At 54.8% G+C, this 17,349-nt stretch carries 14 protein-coding genes; 1 reads left to right on the top strand and 13 read right to left on the bottom strand.

The window, feature by feature from the left end:
* Position 1 precedes the first annotated feature (1 nt).
* The 13 genes from nuoM to lrhA form a co-directional block, all read right to left on the bottom strand.
* On the bottom strand, positions 2-1,531 hold the full coding sequence (gene nuoM, locus AC2T6E_RS08050; protein WP_089597916.1) for an NADH-quinone oxidoreductase subunit M: 1,530 nt from the start codon (positions 1,529-1,531) through the stop codon (positions 2-4).
* A 159-nt stretch (positions 1,532-1,690) separates the two neighbouring features.
* A complete protein-coding gene (gene nuoL, locus AC2T6E_RS08045; RefSeq protein ID WP_089597915.1) occupies positions 1,691-3,532 on the bottom strand; it encodes an NADH-quinone oxidoreductase subunit L in 1,842 nt (613 codons plus the stop codon).
* Positions 3,529-3,831 carry an NADH-quinone oxidoreductase subunit NuoK gene (nuoK, locus tag AC2T6E_RS08040; protein WP_006176506.1) on the bottom strand — a complete coding sequence of 101 codons (303 nt, stop codon included), beginning with the start codon at positions 3,829-3,831 and terminating at the stop codon, positions 3,529-3,531. The genes nuoL and nuoK overlap by 4 nt, the downstream gene beginning before the upstream one ends.
* Positions 3,828-4,382 carry an NADH-quinone oxidoreductase subunit J gene (nuoJ, locus tag AC2T6E_RS08035; protein ID WP_010433354.1) on the bottom strand — a complete coding sequence of 185 codons (555 nt, stop codon included), beginning with the start codon at positions 4,380-4,382 and terminating at the stop codon, positions 3,828-3,830. The genes nuoK and nuoJ overlap by 4 nt, the downstream gene beginning before the upstream one ends.
* Before the next feature lie 10 nt (positions 4,383-4,392).
* Complete coding sequence (nuoI, locus tag AC2T6E_RS08030; protein ID WP_010433353.1) at positions 4,393-4,935, bottom strand: NADH-quinone oxidoreductase subunit NuoI; 543 nt, start codon at positions 4,933-4,935, stop codon at positions 4,393-4,395.
* A gap of 13 nt (positions 4,936-4,948) precedes the next feature.
* Positions 4,949-5,926: an NADH-quinone oxidoreductase subunit NuoH gene (gene nuoH / locus AC2T6E_RS08025; RefSeq protein ID WP_010433351.1), complete on the bottom strand. Its 978-nt coding sequence runs from the start codon at positions 5,924-5,926 to the stop codon at positions 4,949-4,951.
* Positions 5,923-8,646 (bottom strand): NADH-quinone oxidoreductase subunit NuoG, encoded by a 2,724-nt coding sequence (gene nuoG, locus AC2T6E_RS08020; protein ID WP_431642386.1) that lies wholly within the window; start codon positions 8,644-8,646, stop codon positions 5,923-5,925. The genes nuoH and nuoG overlap by 4 nt, the downstream gene beginning before the upstream one ends.
* A 54-nt stretch (positions 8,647-8,700) precedes the next feature.
* Entirely contained in the window at positions 8,701-10,038 is a 1,338-nt protein-coding gene (gene nuoF, locus AC2T6E_RS08015; RefSeq protein ID WP_089597913.1) for an NADH-quinone oxidoreductase subunit NuoF, read from the bottom strand.
* Complete coding sequence (gene nuoE / locus AC2T6E_RS08010; RefSeq protein WP_006176513.1) at positions 10,035-10,535, bottom strand: NADH-quinone oxidoreductase subunit NuoE; 501 nt, start codon at positions 10,533-10,535, stop codon at positions 10,035-10,037. The genes nuoF and nuoE overlap by 4 nt, the downstream gene beginning before the upstream one ends.
* A 2-nt stretch (positions 10,536-10,537) precedes the next feature.
* Entirely contained in the window at positions 10,538-12,340 is a 1,803-nt protein-coding gene (gene nuoC, locus AC2T6E_RS08005) for an NADH-quinone oxidoreductase subunit C/D (protein ID WP_089597912.1), read from the bottom strand.
* Between the two features lie 89 nt (positions 12,341-12,429).
* Positions 12,430-13,104 carry an NADH-quinone oxidoreductase subunit NuoB gene (gene nuoB / locus AC2T6E_RS08000; RefSeq protein ID WP_003861482.1) on the bottom strand — a complete coding sequence of 225 codons (675 nt, stop codon included), beginning with the start codon at positions 13,102-13,104 and terminating at the stop codon, positions 12,430-12,432.
* 15 nt (positions 13,105-13,119) lie between these two features.
* A complete protein-coding gene (gene nuoA / locus AC2T6E_RS07995; protein ID WP_010433335.1) occupies positions 13,120-13,560 on the bottom strand; it encodes an NADH-quinone oxidoreductase subunit NuoA in 441 nt (146 codons plus the stop codon).
* 631 nt (positions 13,561-14,191) lie between these two features.
* Positions 14,192-15,130: a transcriptional regulator LrhA gene (lrhA, locus tag AC2T6E_RS07990; RefSeq protein WP_431642387.1), complete on the bottom strand. Its 939-nt coding sequence runs from the start codon at positions 15,128-15,130 to the stop codon at positions 14,192-14,194.
* A 938-nt stretch (positions 15,131-16,068) separates the two neighbouring features.
* Between lrhA and alaA the strand changes: the two genes are divergently transcribed.
* A complete protein-coding gene (alaA, locus tag AC2T6E_RS07985; protein WP_008500204.1) occupies positions 16,069-17,283 on the top strand; it encodes an alanine transaminase AlaA in 1,215 nt (404 codons plus the stop codon).
* Positions 17,284-17,349: the final 66 nt, after the last annotated feature.

The following is a 17,349-nucleotide window of genomic DNA, read 5'->3' as shown; positions in this document are numbered from 1 at the left end:
ATTACGGCCTTGTAGTAGAAGCAGAATTAACAAACCACTGCTGGATGTTGCCCATCGCGCTATGCGAGGTATCCAGAATCGGCTGCGGATAGAAGCCCAACAGCACCAGCAGTACGACCAGCAGCAGGATGATGAACAGCTCACGCAGCGACATCCCCGGCAGTTCTTGTGCAGCAATTTCGCTCTTCGCTTTACCGAAGTAAGCGCGGTGCAGCATCGCCAGCGAGTACACGGACGCGAACACCAGACCAAAGGTGGAGATGACGGTAATCATCGGAACCACTTTGAAGCTGCCGAACAGAATCATAAATTCGCCGACGAAGTTACCGGTGCCCGGCATACCCAGGGTGGCAACCGCGAAGAACATGGAGAGCGCAGGCAGCCATTTCATTTTGCCCCACAGGCCGCCCATCATACGCATGTCGCGAGTGTGCAGACGTTCGTACAGCTGACCGCACAGGATGAAGAGACCCGCGGCGGACAGGCCGTGCGCAATCATCTGAATGACCGCGCCCTGGTACGCCAGCTGGCTGCCGGTGTAGATTGCGATCAACACGAAGCCCATGTGGGAAACGGAGGTGTAGGCAATCAGACGCTTGATGTCGTACTGCGTGAAGGCCATCCACGCGCCGTAGAAGATACCGATCACGCCGAGCCACATGGCAATCGGTGCGAATTCAGCGGAGGCATTCGGGAACAGCGGCAGTGCGAAACGCAGCAGACCGTAGGCCGCCGTTTTCAGCAAGATGCCCGCCAGGTCAACGGAACCCGCCGTTGGCGCCTGAGAGTGCGCGTCTGGCAGCCAGCCGTGCAGCGGAACCACCGGCATTTTCACCGCGAAGGCGATGAAGAAGCCCAGCATCAGCAGGTATTCCACACCGTGAGACATCGGGGTCTTCAGCAGCTCTTCATAGTTGAAGGTCCAGACACCGGTCGCGTTGTAGTGCACGAAGACCAGCGCCAGGATGGCAATCAACATCACCAGACCGCTCGCCTGGGTGTAGATGAAGAACTTGGTTGCCGCCGTGATACGCGTTTTACCGTCGGACGCCTTATGGCCCCACAGCGCGATCAGGAAGTACATCGGCACCAGCATCATCTCCCAGAAGAAGAAGAACAGGAACATGTCGATGGCAAGGAACACGCCGATCACGCCGCCCAGGATCCACATCAGGTTCAGGTGGAAGAAGCCCTGGTATTTTTCGATTTCACGCCAGGAGCAAAGTACCGCCAGAACGCCGAGCAGGCCGGTCAGCACCACCATCAGCAGCGACAAACCGTCAATCGCGAGGTGGATCGTAATGCCGAAACGTGGGATCCACGGCAGGATAAACTCAGACTGCCACTGCGGAATGCCCGCAGACTGGGTCAGAGAGTAGCCACCCTGCAACCAGAGTTGCAGGCCAAGTGCGAGCGTTAATCCCATGGTGATCAGCGCGATCCAGCGCGGCATCTTCACGCCAAAGCGTTCAGTCTGCCAGCACAGGAAGCCGCCGATGAAGGGAATTAATATTAGCCAGGGTAGTAACATGGCGATTTTTATTCCTTGTTAAAGTCCCTAAGGGACCGATTTTCAACAAATTCGACAAAATTCACGCGTTAGTGCGGTTTGTTGTGTCGGGTGGCGCTCACGCTTACCCGACCTACGCTCTCGTAGGCCCGGTAAGCGCAGCGCCACCGGGCAAAACCACTATCGCAACACCATCAGCAGCGCCAGCACGACAACCGCACCGATGCTCATGGATGCCACATACCAGCGCAGATAACCGTTCTCGCTGTACAGCAGGCCTTTACCTGCAAAGCGGGAGAGGATCGCCGGGATATTCATCAGGCTGTTCAGCGGGTCGCGTTTTACCAGCCACGCGATGCCCAGGAACGGCTTAACGAAGATCATGTCGTACAGCCAGTCGAAGCCCCACGCGTTGTACCACCAGGTGCCCAGCAGACGGCCCGGCGCACTGTTGGCAACGGCAGTTACCAGCGTACGTTTACCCAGCCACAGCCATGCAGCAATCAGGATGCCCGCGATAGCAACCACGCCGGAGGTGATTTCAAGCGTCAGAACGCGACCGTGCTCAAGCTCGGTTGTCGCCGGGAGTACGCCCTGCAGCGGTGGCACAATCATCGCGCCAACGAAGGTGGAGAGTACCAGCAGCACAATCAGCGGCAGGTGATGGGTGATCCCCTTCCCTGCGTGAGCGTGAATTTGTTCTTTACCGTGGAATACGATGAAAATCATACGGAAGGTATACAGGGAGGTCATGAACGCACCGACCAGACCCGCAACCATCAGATTGATATGACCATTCGCCATGGCACCCGCAAGGATTTCGTCCTTACTGAAGAAGCCCGCGGTGATCAGCGGCAGTGCCGCCAGCGCCGCGCCGCCCACCAGGAAGCAGACATACACCAGCGGGATAGACTTACGCAGTCCGCCCATCTTGAAGATGTTCTGCTCGTGGTGGCAGGCCAGGATCACCGAACCGGATGAAAGGAACAGCAGCGCTTTAAAGAACGCGTGCGTCATCAGGTGGAAAATGGCTGCGTCCCACGCCTGAACGCCCAGCGCCAGGAACATGTAACCAATCTGGCTCATGGTGGAGTACGCGAGAACGCGTTTGATGTCGGTCTGCACCAGTGCGGCAAAGCCTGCCAGCACCAGTGTGACCGCACCAACGATACCCACCAGATGCAGAATTTCCGGGGTCATCAGGAACAGGCCATGGGTACGCGCAATCAGGTAGACACCGGCGGTGACCATGGTCGCGGCGTGGATCAGCGCGGAGACAGGCGTTGGACCCGCCATCGCATCTGCCAGCCATGTCTGCAGCGGCAGCTGCGCGGATTTACCCACAGCACCACCCAGCAGCATCAGCGTTGCCCACCACAGCATGTTGTTGCCTGCTTCGAAGTGCGCCGGTGCCAGTTCCACCATTTCGCGGAAGTTCAGCGTGCCCAGTTCGTTATAGAGAATGAACAGCGCGAAAGCGAGGAACACGTCACCCACGCGGGTCACGACGAACGCTTTCATGGCCGCTGCGCCATTCTTCGGATCGGTGTAGTAGAAACCGATCAGCAGGTAAGAACACAGACCCACGCCTTCCCAGCCCAGGTACATCAGCAGCAGGTTATCGGCCAGCACCAGAACAACCATGCTGGCGATAAACAGGTTGGTGTAGGCGAAGAAGCGGGAATACCCCTCTTCACCGCGCATATACCAGGAGGCGAACATGTGGATCAGGAAGCCGACGCCGGTGACCACGGAGAGCATGGTCAGAGACAGACCATCCAGCACCAGGTTGAAACCGATGTTGAAATCACCGACCGACATCCAGGTCCACAGCGGCACGCTAAAAGGCTGACGTCCGTTGTTAAAGAAGTCGATACCCGCATACGCTGTGACCAGCGCAGCCAGACCGATTGAGCCGATACCCACGGTCGCAGACAGATTCTCAGACCAGCGGCCGCGAGAAAACGCCAGCAGCACGAAGCCAATCAGCGGAAAAATAATGGTTAAGGCAAGCATGTTCATCCACGCAACTCACTTACTGAATCGATGTTCAGGTTCTGGCGGCGACGATGGAGCTGCAGCAACAGCGCCAGGCCAATACTCGCTTCGGCAGCCGCAAGGCTGATGGCGAGAATGTACATCACCTGACCGTCGGCCTGGCCCCAGTAGCTCCCGGCGACCACGAAGGCCAGCGCGGAGGCGTTAATCATGATTTCCAGACCAATCAGCATAAACAGCAGATTGCGGCGGATAACCAGACCGGTTAAGCCCAGAACGAACAAAATCGCAGCGAGGATCAGTCCATGTGTTAAGGGGATCATGCGCGCTCCTCCGTTTTTCTTTTCGCGCGGTCATCAGTGCGGTTGCTCAGCACCTCGCCAACACGCTCTTCGCGGCCGACGTGGAAGGCAACAACCAGACCTGCCAGCAGCAGCATTGACGCCAGTTCAACCGCCAGAACGTAAGGGCCAAACAGAGCAATACCCACTGTCTTAGCGCTGATCGGCGTACCGTCGATGCCCTGATCGTTCACGCCCAGAATGGCGTAAACAATCACCACCAGCATGATGGCCGACAGAATTGCCGGACCAATCCACACCTGCGGTTTTAACCACTGACGTTCCTGCTCAATTTCAGAGCCGCCCAGGTTCAGCATCATCACCACGAACACGAACAGCACCATGATGGCACCGGCGTAGACGATGATTTCCAGCGCACCGGCGAAGTGCGCGCCCAGCGCAAAGAACACCCCGGAAATGGCCAGCAGCGAAATGATTAAGTACAGCAGCGCATGCACCGGATTGGTGTGCGTGATCACTCGCAGCGTAGCCAGGATGGCGATAAGGCCACAGATATAAAAAGCGAATTCCATTGCCCTCTCCTTACGGTAACAGGCTCTTGACGTCGATAGGCTTAGCTTCGTTCTCTGCTTCGCCCTTATCTTTGCCGTCGATTGCCATACCCGCCATCCGGTAGAAGTTATATTCCGGGTATTTGCCCGGACCGGAAATCAGCAGATCCTCTTTCTCGTACACCAGGTCCTGACGCTTGTACTCACCCAGTTCGAAGTCTGGAGTCAGCTGAATCGCCGTGGTTGGGCACGCTTCTTCACACAGACCGCAGAAGATGCAGCGTGAGAAGTTGATGCGGAAGAACTCAGGGTACCAGCGGCCATCTACCGTCTCGGCTTTTTGCAGAGAGATACAGCCTACCGGGCACGCTACCGCACACAGGTTACAGGCAACGCAGCGCTCAGAACCGTCCGGATCGCGCGTCAGCACGATACGGCCACGGTAGCGCGGCGGCAGATATACCGGCTCTTCCGGGTACATCTGGGTTTCGCGTTTGGCAAACGCGTGCAGGCCGATCATCCAGATACTGCGTACCTGGGTGCCGAAACCTACTAATAATTCTTTTAAGGTCATGGTCTAAAGCCCCTTATGGCTGCTGCCAGAGAATGACAGCCGCCGTTACCAACAAGTTGACGAGCGTCAGCGGCAGGCACACTTTCCAGCCGAAGGACATTACCTGGTCATAACGCGGACGCGGTAAGGACGCACGAATCAAAATGAACATCATCATAAAGAACGCGGTTTTCAGCGCGAACCAGATGAACGGCGGTAAGAACGGGCCATGCCAGCCACCAAAGAACAGCGTTACCATCAAAGCGGAAATGGTGACGATACCGATGTACTCGCCCACGAAGAACAGACCGAATTTCATACCGGAATATTCAATGTGGTAACCGTCGGCCAGTTCCTGTTCGGCTTCTGGCTGGTCAAACGGGTGACGGTGACACACCGCCACGCCCGCGATAGCAAAGGTAATAAACCCAAAGAACTGCGGGATAACGTTCCAGATGTCGGCCTGGTTGTTGACGATGTCGGTCATGTTAAATGAACCGGCCTGCGCCACCACGCCCATCAGGGAGAGACCCAGGAACACTTCGTAGCTCAGCGTCTGCGCGGAAGCACGCATTGCACCCAGCAGCGAGTATTTGTTGTTACTGGACCAGCCTGCGAACAGCACCGCGTAAACCGCGAGGCCTGCCATCATCAGGAAGAACAGAATGCCGATGTTCAGGTCAGCGACCACCCAGGTCGGGCTGACCGGAACGATAGCAAACGCCAGCAGCAGCGAGGTGAAGGCGATCATCGGTGCCAGAGTAAAGATCACGCGGTCCGAGAAGCGCGGGATCCAGTCCTCTTTAAAGAACATCTTGATCATGTCCGCCACAAGCTGGAGTGAACCACCCCAGCCCACGCGGTTCGGTCCGTAACGGTTCTGGAACAGACCGAGCAGACGACGTTCACCAAAGCTCATGAACGCGCCGCAGGTGACCACCACCAGCAGAATCACAACCGCTTTCAGAATGCTCAGCAGGATGTCGATAAGATCCGGCGTTAACCAACTCATGCTTTTGCCTCCTGCAGGTTATCAAGACGCGCACCCGCCAGTACCGGCGCGATGCCAGGCATACCCATTGGCAGACCCACCTGCCCTGCTGTCAGACCTTCAGAGATAATCAGCGGCAGGCTGATGGTCTGGCCGTCAAAGCTAAAGGCAATGTTTGCGCCCGCGTTAACGCCAAGCTTCGCGGCATCCGCCGGGTTGAGCTTGATGTATGGTTGCGGCATGCGGGTCTGGAAGACCGGTGAACGCTGGGACAGCTCGTCGCTACCGAACAGATGGTAGTACGGCGCGATACGCCAGTTGCCATCCTGGGCCTGGAAGCTCGCCGGTACGGTGGTAAAGAAGTCCAGACCGGTTTCGGAGGCTTCAATCAGACGCACGCCCGGATCGCCGTGGCGCAGGGAGCCACCCACTTCAGCCTGGAACTTGTTCCATGCCTGCGGGGAGTTCCAGCCTGGCGCCCATGCGAATGGGATTTGCGAACGCGGCGCAGACGGCTGGTTGTTCCCTTCCATTGAGAAGGCGAACATCGTGTCTTTGTCCTGCGGCTGGCGCGGTTCGTGCACGCTGATATTGGCGCGCATTGCGGTACGACCGCTGTAACGGTGCGGTTCACGCGCCAGTTTCTGGCCGCGAATGCGGAAGCTTGCTTCAGGTGCGGCATCTTTAATGCCTGCCAGCTGAGGCAGCTTTTCGACTACCGCGTCGATAACGTGGTCGAGCTGCGTCCAGTCCACTTCACGGCTCTGCACGGTGCTGTGCAGGGAGTGCAGCCAGCGCCAGCTTTCCAGCATCACGGTGTTGCTGTCGTAGTACGCCGGGTCATAAACCTGGAAGAAACGCTGTGCGCGGCCTTCGTTGTTGATAACGGTACCGTCGCTTTCTGCGAAGCTTGCCGCAGAGAGCACCAGGTGCGCTTTATCCATAATCGCCGTGCGCTGATGGTCAATCACCATCACCAGCGGCGCTTTGGAGAGCGCGGCGTCAACGCGAGCAGCAGAGGCATGGCGATGCAGATCGTTTTCCAGCACCACAACGGCGTCAGCAGAACCGGATTCCAGTTCGCTTAACGCTGCTTCCAGCGAGCCGCCGCCAATCATACCCAGACCGATGCTGTTCACCGCACGGGCAATCATGGTCACGCCAACGTCGGCACCGCGGCCTTTCAGGGCTTTGGCAACGTTGGCTGCCGCCTGAATGATCTCGGCGCTACCGGCGTTGGTCCCGGAAATAATCAGCGGTTTTTTCGCACCGGCCAGGGCCTGAACAATCACGTCGACCTTGTTCTGCAGGTCGCGATCCAGCTCAACGGCCGGAGAGTTGCTGTCCAGCGCGTGGGCAATCGCAAAGCCAAGACGCGCCTGATCTTCAACCGGTGCGCAGTAGGTCCACGCCGCGATGTCGTCCAGACGGGTATTGTCAACGTTGGTCACAAACAGAGGATGCTTCGCGCGCTGACCGATGTTCAGGATTGCCGCAATCTGCCAGTCGGCCACTTTCTGCGCCGCTGCCATTTCACGTGCTTTCCCCTTCACCGCCTGACGAACCGCCAGTGCCGCGCGTGCCCCGGTCTGCGTCAGGTCTTCACCCAGCACCAGAACCGCATCATAAGATTCAATTTCGCGCAGCGCAGGGGTGTGGACACCGCCTTCACGCAGCACTTTCAGTACCAGCTGCAGACGTTCCTGCTCGCCCTGAGCGATACCGGTATAGAAGTTTTCCGCCCCAACCAGCTCGCGCAGCGCGAAGTTGCTTTCGATACTGGCGCGCGGGGAGCCGATACCGATCACTTTCTTCGACTGGCGCAGAATATCTGCCGCACCCTGCATCGCCTGTTCAGCGTTCAGGGTAATGAAGTCGTCGCCACGGCGCTGAACCGGCTGACGCGGACGGTCTTTCAGGTTGACATAGCCATAGCCGAAACGACCGCGGTCGCAGAGGAAGTAGTGGTTAACGGTACCGTTATAACGGTTTTCGATACGGCGCAGTTCGCCGTAACGCTCACCCGGGCTGGTGTTACAGCCGAGGGAACACTGCTGGCAGATGCTTGGCGCAAACTGCATGTCCCATTTACGGTTGTAACGCTCGGAGTGGGTTTTATCCGTGAATACGCCGGTCGGGCAGATTTCTACCAGGTTACCGGAGAATTCGCTTTCAAGCGTACCGTCTTCCGGACGACCGAAGTAGACGTTGTCATGTGCGCCATACACGCCCAGATCCTGACCGTCTGCGTAGTCTTTGTAGTAACGCACGCAGCGGTAGCAGGCGATGCAGCGGTTCATTTCGTGAGAGATGAACGGCCCCAGATCCTGATTACGGTGGGTACGCTTGGTAAAGCGATAGCGACGGAAGCTGTGACCGGTCATGACGGTCATATCCTGAAGGTGGCAGTTACCGCCCTCTTCACAAACCGGACAGTCGTGCGGGTGGTTGGTCATCAACCATTCCACCACGCTTTCGCGGAACTGTTTGGCTTCTTCGTCATCAATCGAAATAAAGGTGCCTTCGGTGGCTGGCGTCATACAGGACATCACCAGGCGACCACGCGTGTCTTCCGCGTTTTGATATTGCTTCACCGCACACTGGCGGCAAGCACCGACGCTGCCCAGCGCCGGATGCCAGCAAAAGTACGGAATATCGAGGCCAAGAGACAGACAAGCTTCCAGCAGGTTGTCCGCCCCGTTGACTTCGTATTCTTTGCCGTCTACATGAATCGTAGCCATTAGCATGCTTCCAGTTGTCTCGGTCGAAACCGAGCGTTAATCAAAATTCTGTTTTTACCAGCGCGCTTTCAGCAGGTTCGGCTGAATACCATTGATTGAATGGGTATTGCTGAACGGCTGCTTGATGCCTGCTTCGAATTCGTCGCGGAAATATTTAATCGCGCTCTGCAGCGGCTCGACGGCACCCGGTGCGTGGGCACAGAAGGTTTTGCCTGGGCCTAAGAATCGACACAGTTGCTCAAGTGTCTCGATATCGCCAGGCTGGCCTTCGCCACGTTCGATTGCACGCAGGATCTTCACGCTCCACGGCAGACCGTCACGGCACGGTGTACACCAGCCGCAGGACTCGCGGGCAAAGAACTCTTCCAGGTTACGCACCAGCGAGACCATGCCGATCTCGTGGTCGACAGCCATCGCCAGCGCCGTACCCAGACGGCTGCCTGCTTTACCAATGCTTTCGAATTCCATCGGCAGATCGAGGTGGGCTTCGGTCAGGAAGTCAGTCCCTGCCCCACCCGGCTGCCAGGCTTTGAATTTCAGGCCATCGCGCATGCCGCCCGCGTAGTCTTCAAGAATTTCGCGTGCGGTGGTACCGAACGGCAGTTCCCAGACGCCAGGATTTTTAACGCGACCAGAGAAGCCCATCAGCTTGGTACCGGCATCTTTGCTTGACGAGATGCCCTGATACCACTCCACGCCGTTGGCGAGAATAGCCGGAACGTTACACAGGGTTTCGACGTTGTTTACGCAGGTCGGTTTACCCCATACGCCGGAGCTTGCCGGGAACGGTGGCTTGGAACGAGGGTTCGCGCGGCGGCCTTCAAGGGAGTTAATCAGCGCAGTTTCTTCACCGCAGATATAACGCCCGGCACCGGTGTGCACGAACAGTTCGAAGTCAAACCCGGTGCCCAGGATATTTTTCCCAAGCAGACCCGCTTCGGTGGCTTCCGCAATCGCGCGACGCAGGTTTTCTGCCGCTTCGATGTACTCACCGCGCAGGAAGATGTAGCCACGGTACGCTTTCAGCGCAAACGCGGAGATCAGCATGCCTTCCACCAGCAGGTGCGGCAGCTGCTCCATCAGCAGGCGGTCTTTATAGGTGCCCGGCTCCATTTCATCGGCGTTACACAGCAGGTAACGGATGTTCATGGATTCGTCTTTCGGCATCAGGCTCCACTTCAGACCGGTGGAGAAGCCCGCACCGCCGCGCCCTTTCAGGCCAGAGTCTTTTACCGCGTTAACGATGTCGTCCGGCGCCATGCCGCCAAGGGCTTTACGCGCGCCGGCATAGCCGTTTTTGCTTTCGTATTCTTCAAGCCATACCGGCTGTTTGTCATCGCGCAGACGCCAGGTCAGCGGATGCGTCTCAGCAGTACGAATTACAGTTTTCATTTGTACTGCTCCAGCAGGTCAGGAATCGCTTCCGGCGTCAGATGGCTGTGAGTGTCCTCATCAATCATCATGGTCGGCCCCTTGTCGCAGTTACCCAGGCAGCAGGTCGGCAGCAGAGTAAAGCGTCCATCGAACGTGGTCTGGCCCGGCTTGATATTGAGCTTCTTCTCAATCGCAGCCTGAATGCCCTGATAACCGGTGATGTGGCAGACAACGCTGTCACAGTAGCGGATCACATGGCGGCCAACCGGCTGACGGAAGATCTGGCTGTAGAACGTGGCTACGCCTTCTACGTCACTTGCCGGAATACCCAGCACTTTTGCGATCTCGTAGATCGCCCCATCCGGCACCCAGCCACGCTGTTTCTGTACGATTTTCAGCGCTTCAATGGACGCCGCACGCGGGTCTTCGTAGTGGTGCATCTCGTGCTCAATGGCGGCACGTTCTGCTTCACTCAGCTCAAAAGCCTCGGTCTGTGGTTGTTGATTCTCGTGCATAATTAGCGGTCCACATCTGACATAACAAAATCGATACTACCCAGATACACAATCAGGTCGGAGACCAGACTGCCGCGAATGGCGGCCGGGATCTGCTGCAGGTGCGCGAAGCTTGGCGTACGCACGCGGGTACGGTAGCTCATGGTGCTGCCGTCGCTGGTCAGGTAGTAACTGTTGATACCCTTGGTCGCTTCAATCATCTGGAAGGATTCTTGCGCCGGCATGACCGGACCCCAGGAAACCTGCAGGAAGTGGGTGATCAGGGTTTCGATATGTTGCAGCGTGCGCTCTTTCGGCGGCGGCGTCGTCAGCGGGTGATCCGCTTTGAACGGGCCTTCCGGCATGTTGTTGAGGCACTGCTCAAGGATGCGCAGACTCTGGCGCAGCTCTTCCACTTTCAGCATCACGCGGGTATAGCAGTCGGAAACACCGCCGCCCACCGGGACTTCAAAGTCGAAGTTCTCGTAGCCAGAGTAAGGACGGGCTTTACGCACGTCGAAATCAATACCGGTCGCACGCAGACCTGCACCTGTCGTCCCCCACTCCAGCGCTTCTTTCGCGCCGTAGGCTGCAACGCCCTGAGAACGACCTTTCAGGATGGTGTTACGCAGCGCGGCTTTCTCGTAAGACGCCAGACGTTTTGGCATCCAGTCGAGGAATTCACGCAGCAGACGGTCCCAGCCGCGCGGCAGATCGTGTGCCACACCGCCGATGCGGAACCAGGCCGGGTGCATACGGAAACCGGTAATCGCTTCCACCAGATCGTAGATTTTCTGACGGTCAGTAAAGGCGAAGAATACCGGGGTCATCGCGCCGACGTCCTGAATGAACGTGGAGATGTACAGCAGGTGGCTGTTGATACGGAACAGTTCTGACAGCATGACGCGAATCACGTTAACGCGATCCGGCGTGGTGATACCCGCCAGTTTCTCAACGGCCAGCACGTATGGCATTTCGTTGACGCAGCCGCCGAGGTACTCGATACGGTCGGTATACGGAATGTAGCTGTGCCAGGACTGACGCTCGCCCATCTTCTCAGCACCACGGTGGTGGTAGCCGATGTCAGGCACGCAGTCGACAATCTCTTCGCCGTCAAGCTGAAGAATAATACGGAATGCACCGTGCGCAGACGGGTGGTTCGGACCGAGGTTGAGGAACATGAAGTCCTCGTTTTCGGTACCGCGCTTCATGCCCCAGTCTTCCGGCTTGAAGGTCAGCGCTTCCATCTCCAGATCCTGCTTGGCTTTGGTCAGCTCAAACGGGTCGAATTCGGTTGCACGTGCCGGGTAGTCTTTACGCAGCGGGTGGCCGGTCCAGGTCTGCGGCATCATGATGCGCGTCAGGTGCGGGTGGCCGTCAAAGGTCATGCCGAACATTTCCCAGGTTTCACGCTCGTACCAGTTCGCGTTCGGGAAAAGTTTGGTAATCGTCGGCAGATGCATGTCGTTTTCAGACAATGCCACCTTGAGCATGATATCCGTATTACGGTCTATTGAGATCAGGTGGTAGAAAACGGAAAAATCCGCAGCAGGGAGACCCTGGCGGTGAGTACGCAGACGTTCATCCATGCCGTGTAAGTCAAACAGCATGACGTAAGGTTTCGGCAATTTCTTGAGGAAATCGACCACTTCCAGTAATTGTTCACGCTTCACCCAAACAACGGGTACCCCGGTGCGGGTGGCCTGAACAGTAAAGGCATCCGGCCCAAAACGGTTGCGCAGTTCGCCAACGACTGGGTCATCGAGATGATCCCGTGTCTGCCAGGCGGCTTCTTGCGCGGTTAAGTCGGTCATATTGTTCACCATTGCAAATGGTCCGTGGTGACTGTTAAGCCTGGCTTCGCGCTATTTGAGTAGTGATATGCGAAGGTGTTCTCCAGGCCCACAGGCGCAAATTAAATTTCGTCAGGCGTACGCAGGTTGGTGACGGCAATACGTTCACCACGTTTACGCTCGCGCTCGGACTGCATGTTCGCGCGATACACACCCTGATCGCCAACAACCCACGACAGTGGGCGACGTTCTTTACCGATAGACTCCTGCAGCAGCATCAGCGCCTGCATGTAAGCTTCCGGACGCGGCGGGCAGCCCGGAATGTAGACATCCACCGGGATAAACTTATCTACGCCCTGCACGACGGAATAAATGTCGTACATACCGCCAGAGTTTGCACATGCGCCCATGGAGATAACCCATTTTGGCTCCAGCATCTGGTCATAAAGACGCTGAATAACCGGGGCCATCTTGGTAAAGCACGTACCGGCCACCACCATCAGGTCAGCCTGACGTGGGGAAGCACGCAGTACCTCTGCCCCAAAACGCGCAACGTCATGCACCGCAGTGAATGACGTCACCATTTCAACGTAGCAGCAAGAAAGGCCAAAGTTGTAAGGCCAGATGGAGTTCTTACGACCCCAGTTGACCATATCGTGCATGGCATGTTCGAGCTTGCCCATGTACACGCTTTTATTGACTTCTTGCTCCAGGGGGTCGGTTACGATCTCCTGTTTTTGCAGGGGGTAACGGTCATTCTCACCGTTAGGATCTATGCGGGTGAGCGTATAATCCATCTTATTGCCTCGCTGTTACTGCTGACGATTAGAGATACTGTTTTCCGGGTTGATCTGCTCACGGCGTGAACGCGCAGGCGTCCAGTCCAGCGCGCCAATACGCACCAGATAAACCAGACCGGCCAGTAACACTAAAATGAAAATTGCGGCCTCGACAAAGCCCACCCAACCACTTTCGCGAATGGAGGTCGACCATGCGAAAAGGTAAAGCGCTTCCACGTCGAAGATGACGAAGAACATGGCTACCAGGTAGAACTTGGCAGACAGGCGTAAGCGAGCGGTACCTACGGAATCAATACCTGATTCGAAAGGTGTGTTTTTGTGCCTTGCGCGGGCGCGACCGCCCAGGAACCAGCCGCCGACTAACATCAGGCAGCACAGGCCAATGGCTACAATAAGAAAGATTGCGAATGCCCAGTGATGAGCGATGACTTCTGTGGATGTTGACATACTCATTGCTTACTCATCAAAAGTGATACCGACGACACTGCTCTTGCTGGCAGATGGGCATCACATCGATTCATGGGGAGGAACAAATAACCTTACACTAACTGTCAGAAATGAGACATAGACAGCAAAATGATGGGGTTTTTTACTCCTTTCTATAACCTTTTGTCAACTTTAACAAAGGTTTCTTCACATTAAATGACATCAAGCGATTCTCATTAACATTTCATGCCCTTTTAACCCTGGTGGGTACCTGACTTTACGTCAAATGCATGTTGTTGAATCGTGTCCGTTTTGGAAGTAAAAAAAATAACCCTCCTATTTTGACAGGATTTGCCAACGATTCCTCCCCCCAAATAGGAGTATTTTCTTGATCTGAGACACGCTTTTGTTAATTCAATCAAGAAACCGGCAACATATTTCCTGTTTTTTTAACATTGAACGGGGAAGCGGCAAGTTAGAACGGAAAACGAACACGATTTAACCAAAAGCATTTAGCTCATTGATATTCAAAGCTTACCTGATGAAACCCTGTATTCGGAAAGGGTATTTTTACCAAAAAAAAACCACTTCACGCGAAAATCGCGCGAGTGGCTCTTTTTTACACTTACAATTTGTTACGAGAATTTTGAGTGTTTGATCACTCAAAGTCCCCTTCAACGATCAGGGAGTCATCCCCCCCTTCCGGAGTAACATGCTCGTATTGCCAGGGGTTATGGTAGTTTTCCATCGCCTCAAACACGACTTTCGCCAGCTCGTTATTGCTGGTTGTGTTGTGGCATAACAGATACTCCGTATCCGGCAACGCAGGAAGACCATCACTTTTACCCAACACGCGGAGGTCCGGACTCATCATTTCCACCGGACGCGCTGTTACGCCGAGCCCCGCTTTCACGGCAGCTCGAACAGCAGGTAGCGTTGAGGCCACATAGGCCAAACGCCACGGAATGTTGGCCTCGTTGAGCGCCGACAGCACCATATCCCGGAACGGACTTGGATCATCCAGTAAGACCAATGGAATGGGCTCACCTTGTTGCAGTACATATTCAGCCGCGCAATACCAATGCGTTGGAGAAGTCCGCAGCGTCAGGCAATCAAATTGCCCAGGACGATGCGTCGTGACCACCAGATCCACTTCATTCTCTTTGAGCATCTCAATCATAAAAGCATTACGCTTTACGCTAACATCCAGCGCAAGCTTCGGATAAACCGAACTGATACGATTGAGAAGAAACGGCAATATCGTATCCGCTGACTCATCAGATGCCCCTAATGTTAACACCCCCTGGAGGTTGCTAAACATTAAAGACATACATGCTTCATCATTAAAGCGAAGTATTTTCCTGGCATAACCCAGTAGCTGGATACCGTGTTCCGTTAAGAGCTTATTACGGCCATGACGCGCAAAAAGCTCTTTACCGACCAGTTGCTCCAGCCGCTGCATTTGCTGGCTAACGGCAGACTGGGTTCGGCAAACTGCGGCAGCAGCTGCTGCAAAAGTGTTGAGATCGGCGACCGCAACAAACGTTCTCAGCAGATCGAGGTCGAGATTCATTATCGGACGATTTGCATTTATCATATCTATTCACTTTCAGGTTGCTCGTGCGGAGCTGCCCGGGTTGAAGCTGTGTGTAACAGTTAAGCAATTCCCTCTGAAGGTTTCCCTCGCATCCCGGCCCGGCAGACTGCCTGACAGATAGTTATTGTGCTGCTGTATATCAACAGTCAGAAAGCACGTTTCATGACGTTATTTTTATTCTCTTAAACGTTCAGAATATTTAGATGTTCGCAGGTTTCTGTAAATTACATTAAAGGTATGACACCTTTACGGCCATCTTTATCGCAGCGCGGTTAACGTAGCAGGATGTGTTCGGCACACACCAGCCAGAGATAAATCCAACAATAACAATCAATTAATTTAGAAAAGCGGATCCAGATATACAAAACATAGGGCTCTGGCACCCGCTTTCCTGAAAGACATCTTAACCCAAATCCACTTTATTTATAAGTCTTATTGCAATATTAAGGATTAAGAGGGGCTGTTAAGCCTCTCAACTAATTTTATTAAAATTAACTAAAGTTGCATTTTGTTGGTTAATAATAAATAAATTTTAATTTAGATTAAGACCATTCATTAATAACACTTAACATTAATTTCACATGAGTAACTTTTAGCCTAAGCATACTATTCTAACAGTCTGTCTCGAAGCATCTGATTTTACGAAAAGTCACTTAGGGGAACTTCTTACTGCGTAATGGGCATGTTTTTTATTTTTATCAGCATAATATGAAATACAACTCAAAATAAACAGCACAATCAACTTAAGAACATACTTATCACATTACTTTAGCACAACAGAACTCACTGCAAGCAGTGAAATAGATTCCACAGGAATTGACGCATTGTACAAAATCTTCTCCTGTACACCCTTCAAAACGAAGCGAGGGGGGAGTACATTGTTCCGTGCAGACTTCCACGGCAGGGAGTGGCAATACTAGCGAAAAGGTTAAAGGTTCATGTCCCCTATCGAAAAATCCAGCAAACTAGATAACGTCTGTTACGACATCCGCGGCCCGGTTCTGAAAGAGGCCAAACGCCTTGAAGAAGAAGGCAATAAGGTTCTGAAACTCAACATTGGTAACCCTGCGCCATTTGGTTTTGAAGCGCCGGATGAAATTCTGGTTGATGTGATCCGCAACCTTCCTACTGCACAAGGCTACTGCGATTCAAAAGGACTCTATTCCGCGCGTAAAGCCATCATGCAGCACTATCAGGCGCGCGGTATGCGTGACGTTACCGTTGAAGATATCTATATCGGCAACGGCGTCTCTGAACTGATTGTGCAGGCGATGCAGGCGCTGCTGAACAGCGGCGACGAAATGCTGGTACCTGCGCCGGACTACCCGCTGTGGACGGCGGCCGTGTCGCTGTCGAGCGGTAAAGCCGTTCATTATCTCTGTGACGAGTCCTCTGACTGGTTCCCGGACCTTGATGATATTCGCGCGAAAATTACGCCTCGCACGCGTGGCATCGTGATCATTAACCCGAACAACCCGACGGGTGCGGTCTATTCGAAAGAACTGCTGATGGAGATCGTCGAGCTCGCCCGCCAGCACAACCTGATCATTTTTGCCGACGAAATCTACGACAAAATCCTGTACGACGCGGCACAACACCACTCGATCGCCGCGCTGGCCCCGGATCTGCTGACCGTCACCTTTAACGGCCTGTCTAAAACCTACCGCGTAGCCGGTTTCCGTCAGGGTTGGATGGTACTGAACGGTCCGAAAAAGCACGCCAAAGGCTACATTGAAGGGCTGGAAATGCTGGCGTCGATGCGTTTATGTGCCAACGTTCCTGCACAGCACGCGATCCAGACGGCGCTCGGCGGCTACCAAAGCATTAGCGAGTTTATCGTTCCCGGTGGTCGCCTGTATGAACAGCGTAACCGCGCGTGGGAATTGATCAACGATATTCCTGGCGTCTCCTGCGTGAAACCTAACGGCGCGCTCTATATGTTCCCGAAAATTGACGCGAAGCGCTTCAATATTCACGACGACCAGAAGATGGTGCTCGACTTCCTGCTGCAGGAAAAAGTGCTGCTGGTTCAGGGTACGGCGTTTAACTGGCCGTGGCCGGATCACGTGCGCATTGTGACCCTGCCGCGCGAAGATGACCTCGAAATGGCCATCAGCCGCTTCGGGCGCTTCCTCTCTGGATACCATCAGTAACATTGCCTTTCTGCCGGGTGGCGCTGCGCTTGCCCGGCCTACATAATCCGCAAATTTGCATCTTGC

The organism is Enterobacter sp. B79-1 (assembly GCF_057444735.1).
The sequence above is the reverse complement of the archived record's forward strand: the minus strand, read 5'-3'. Positions and strand labels throughout refer to the sequence as shown.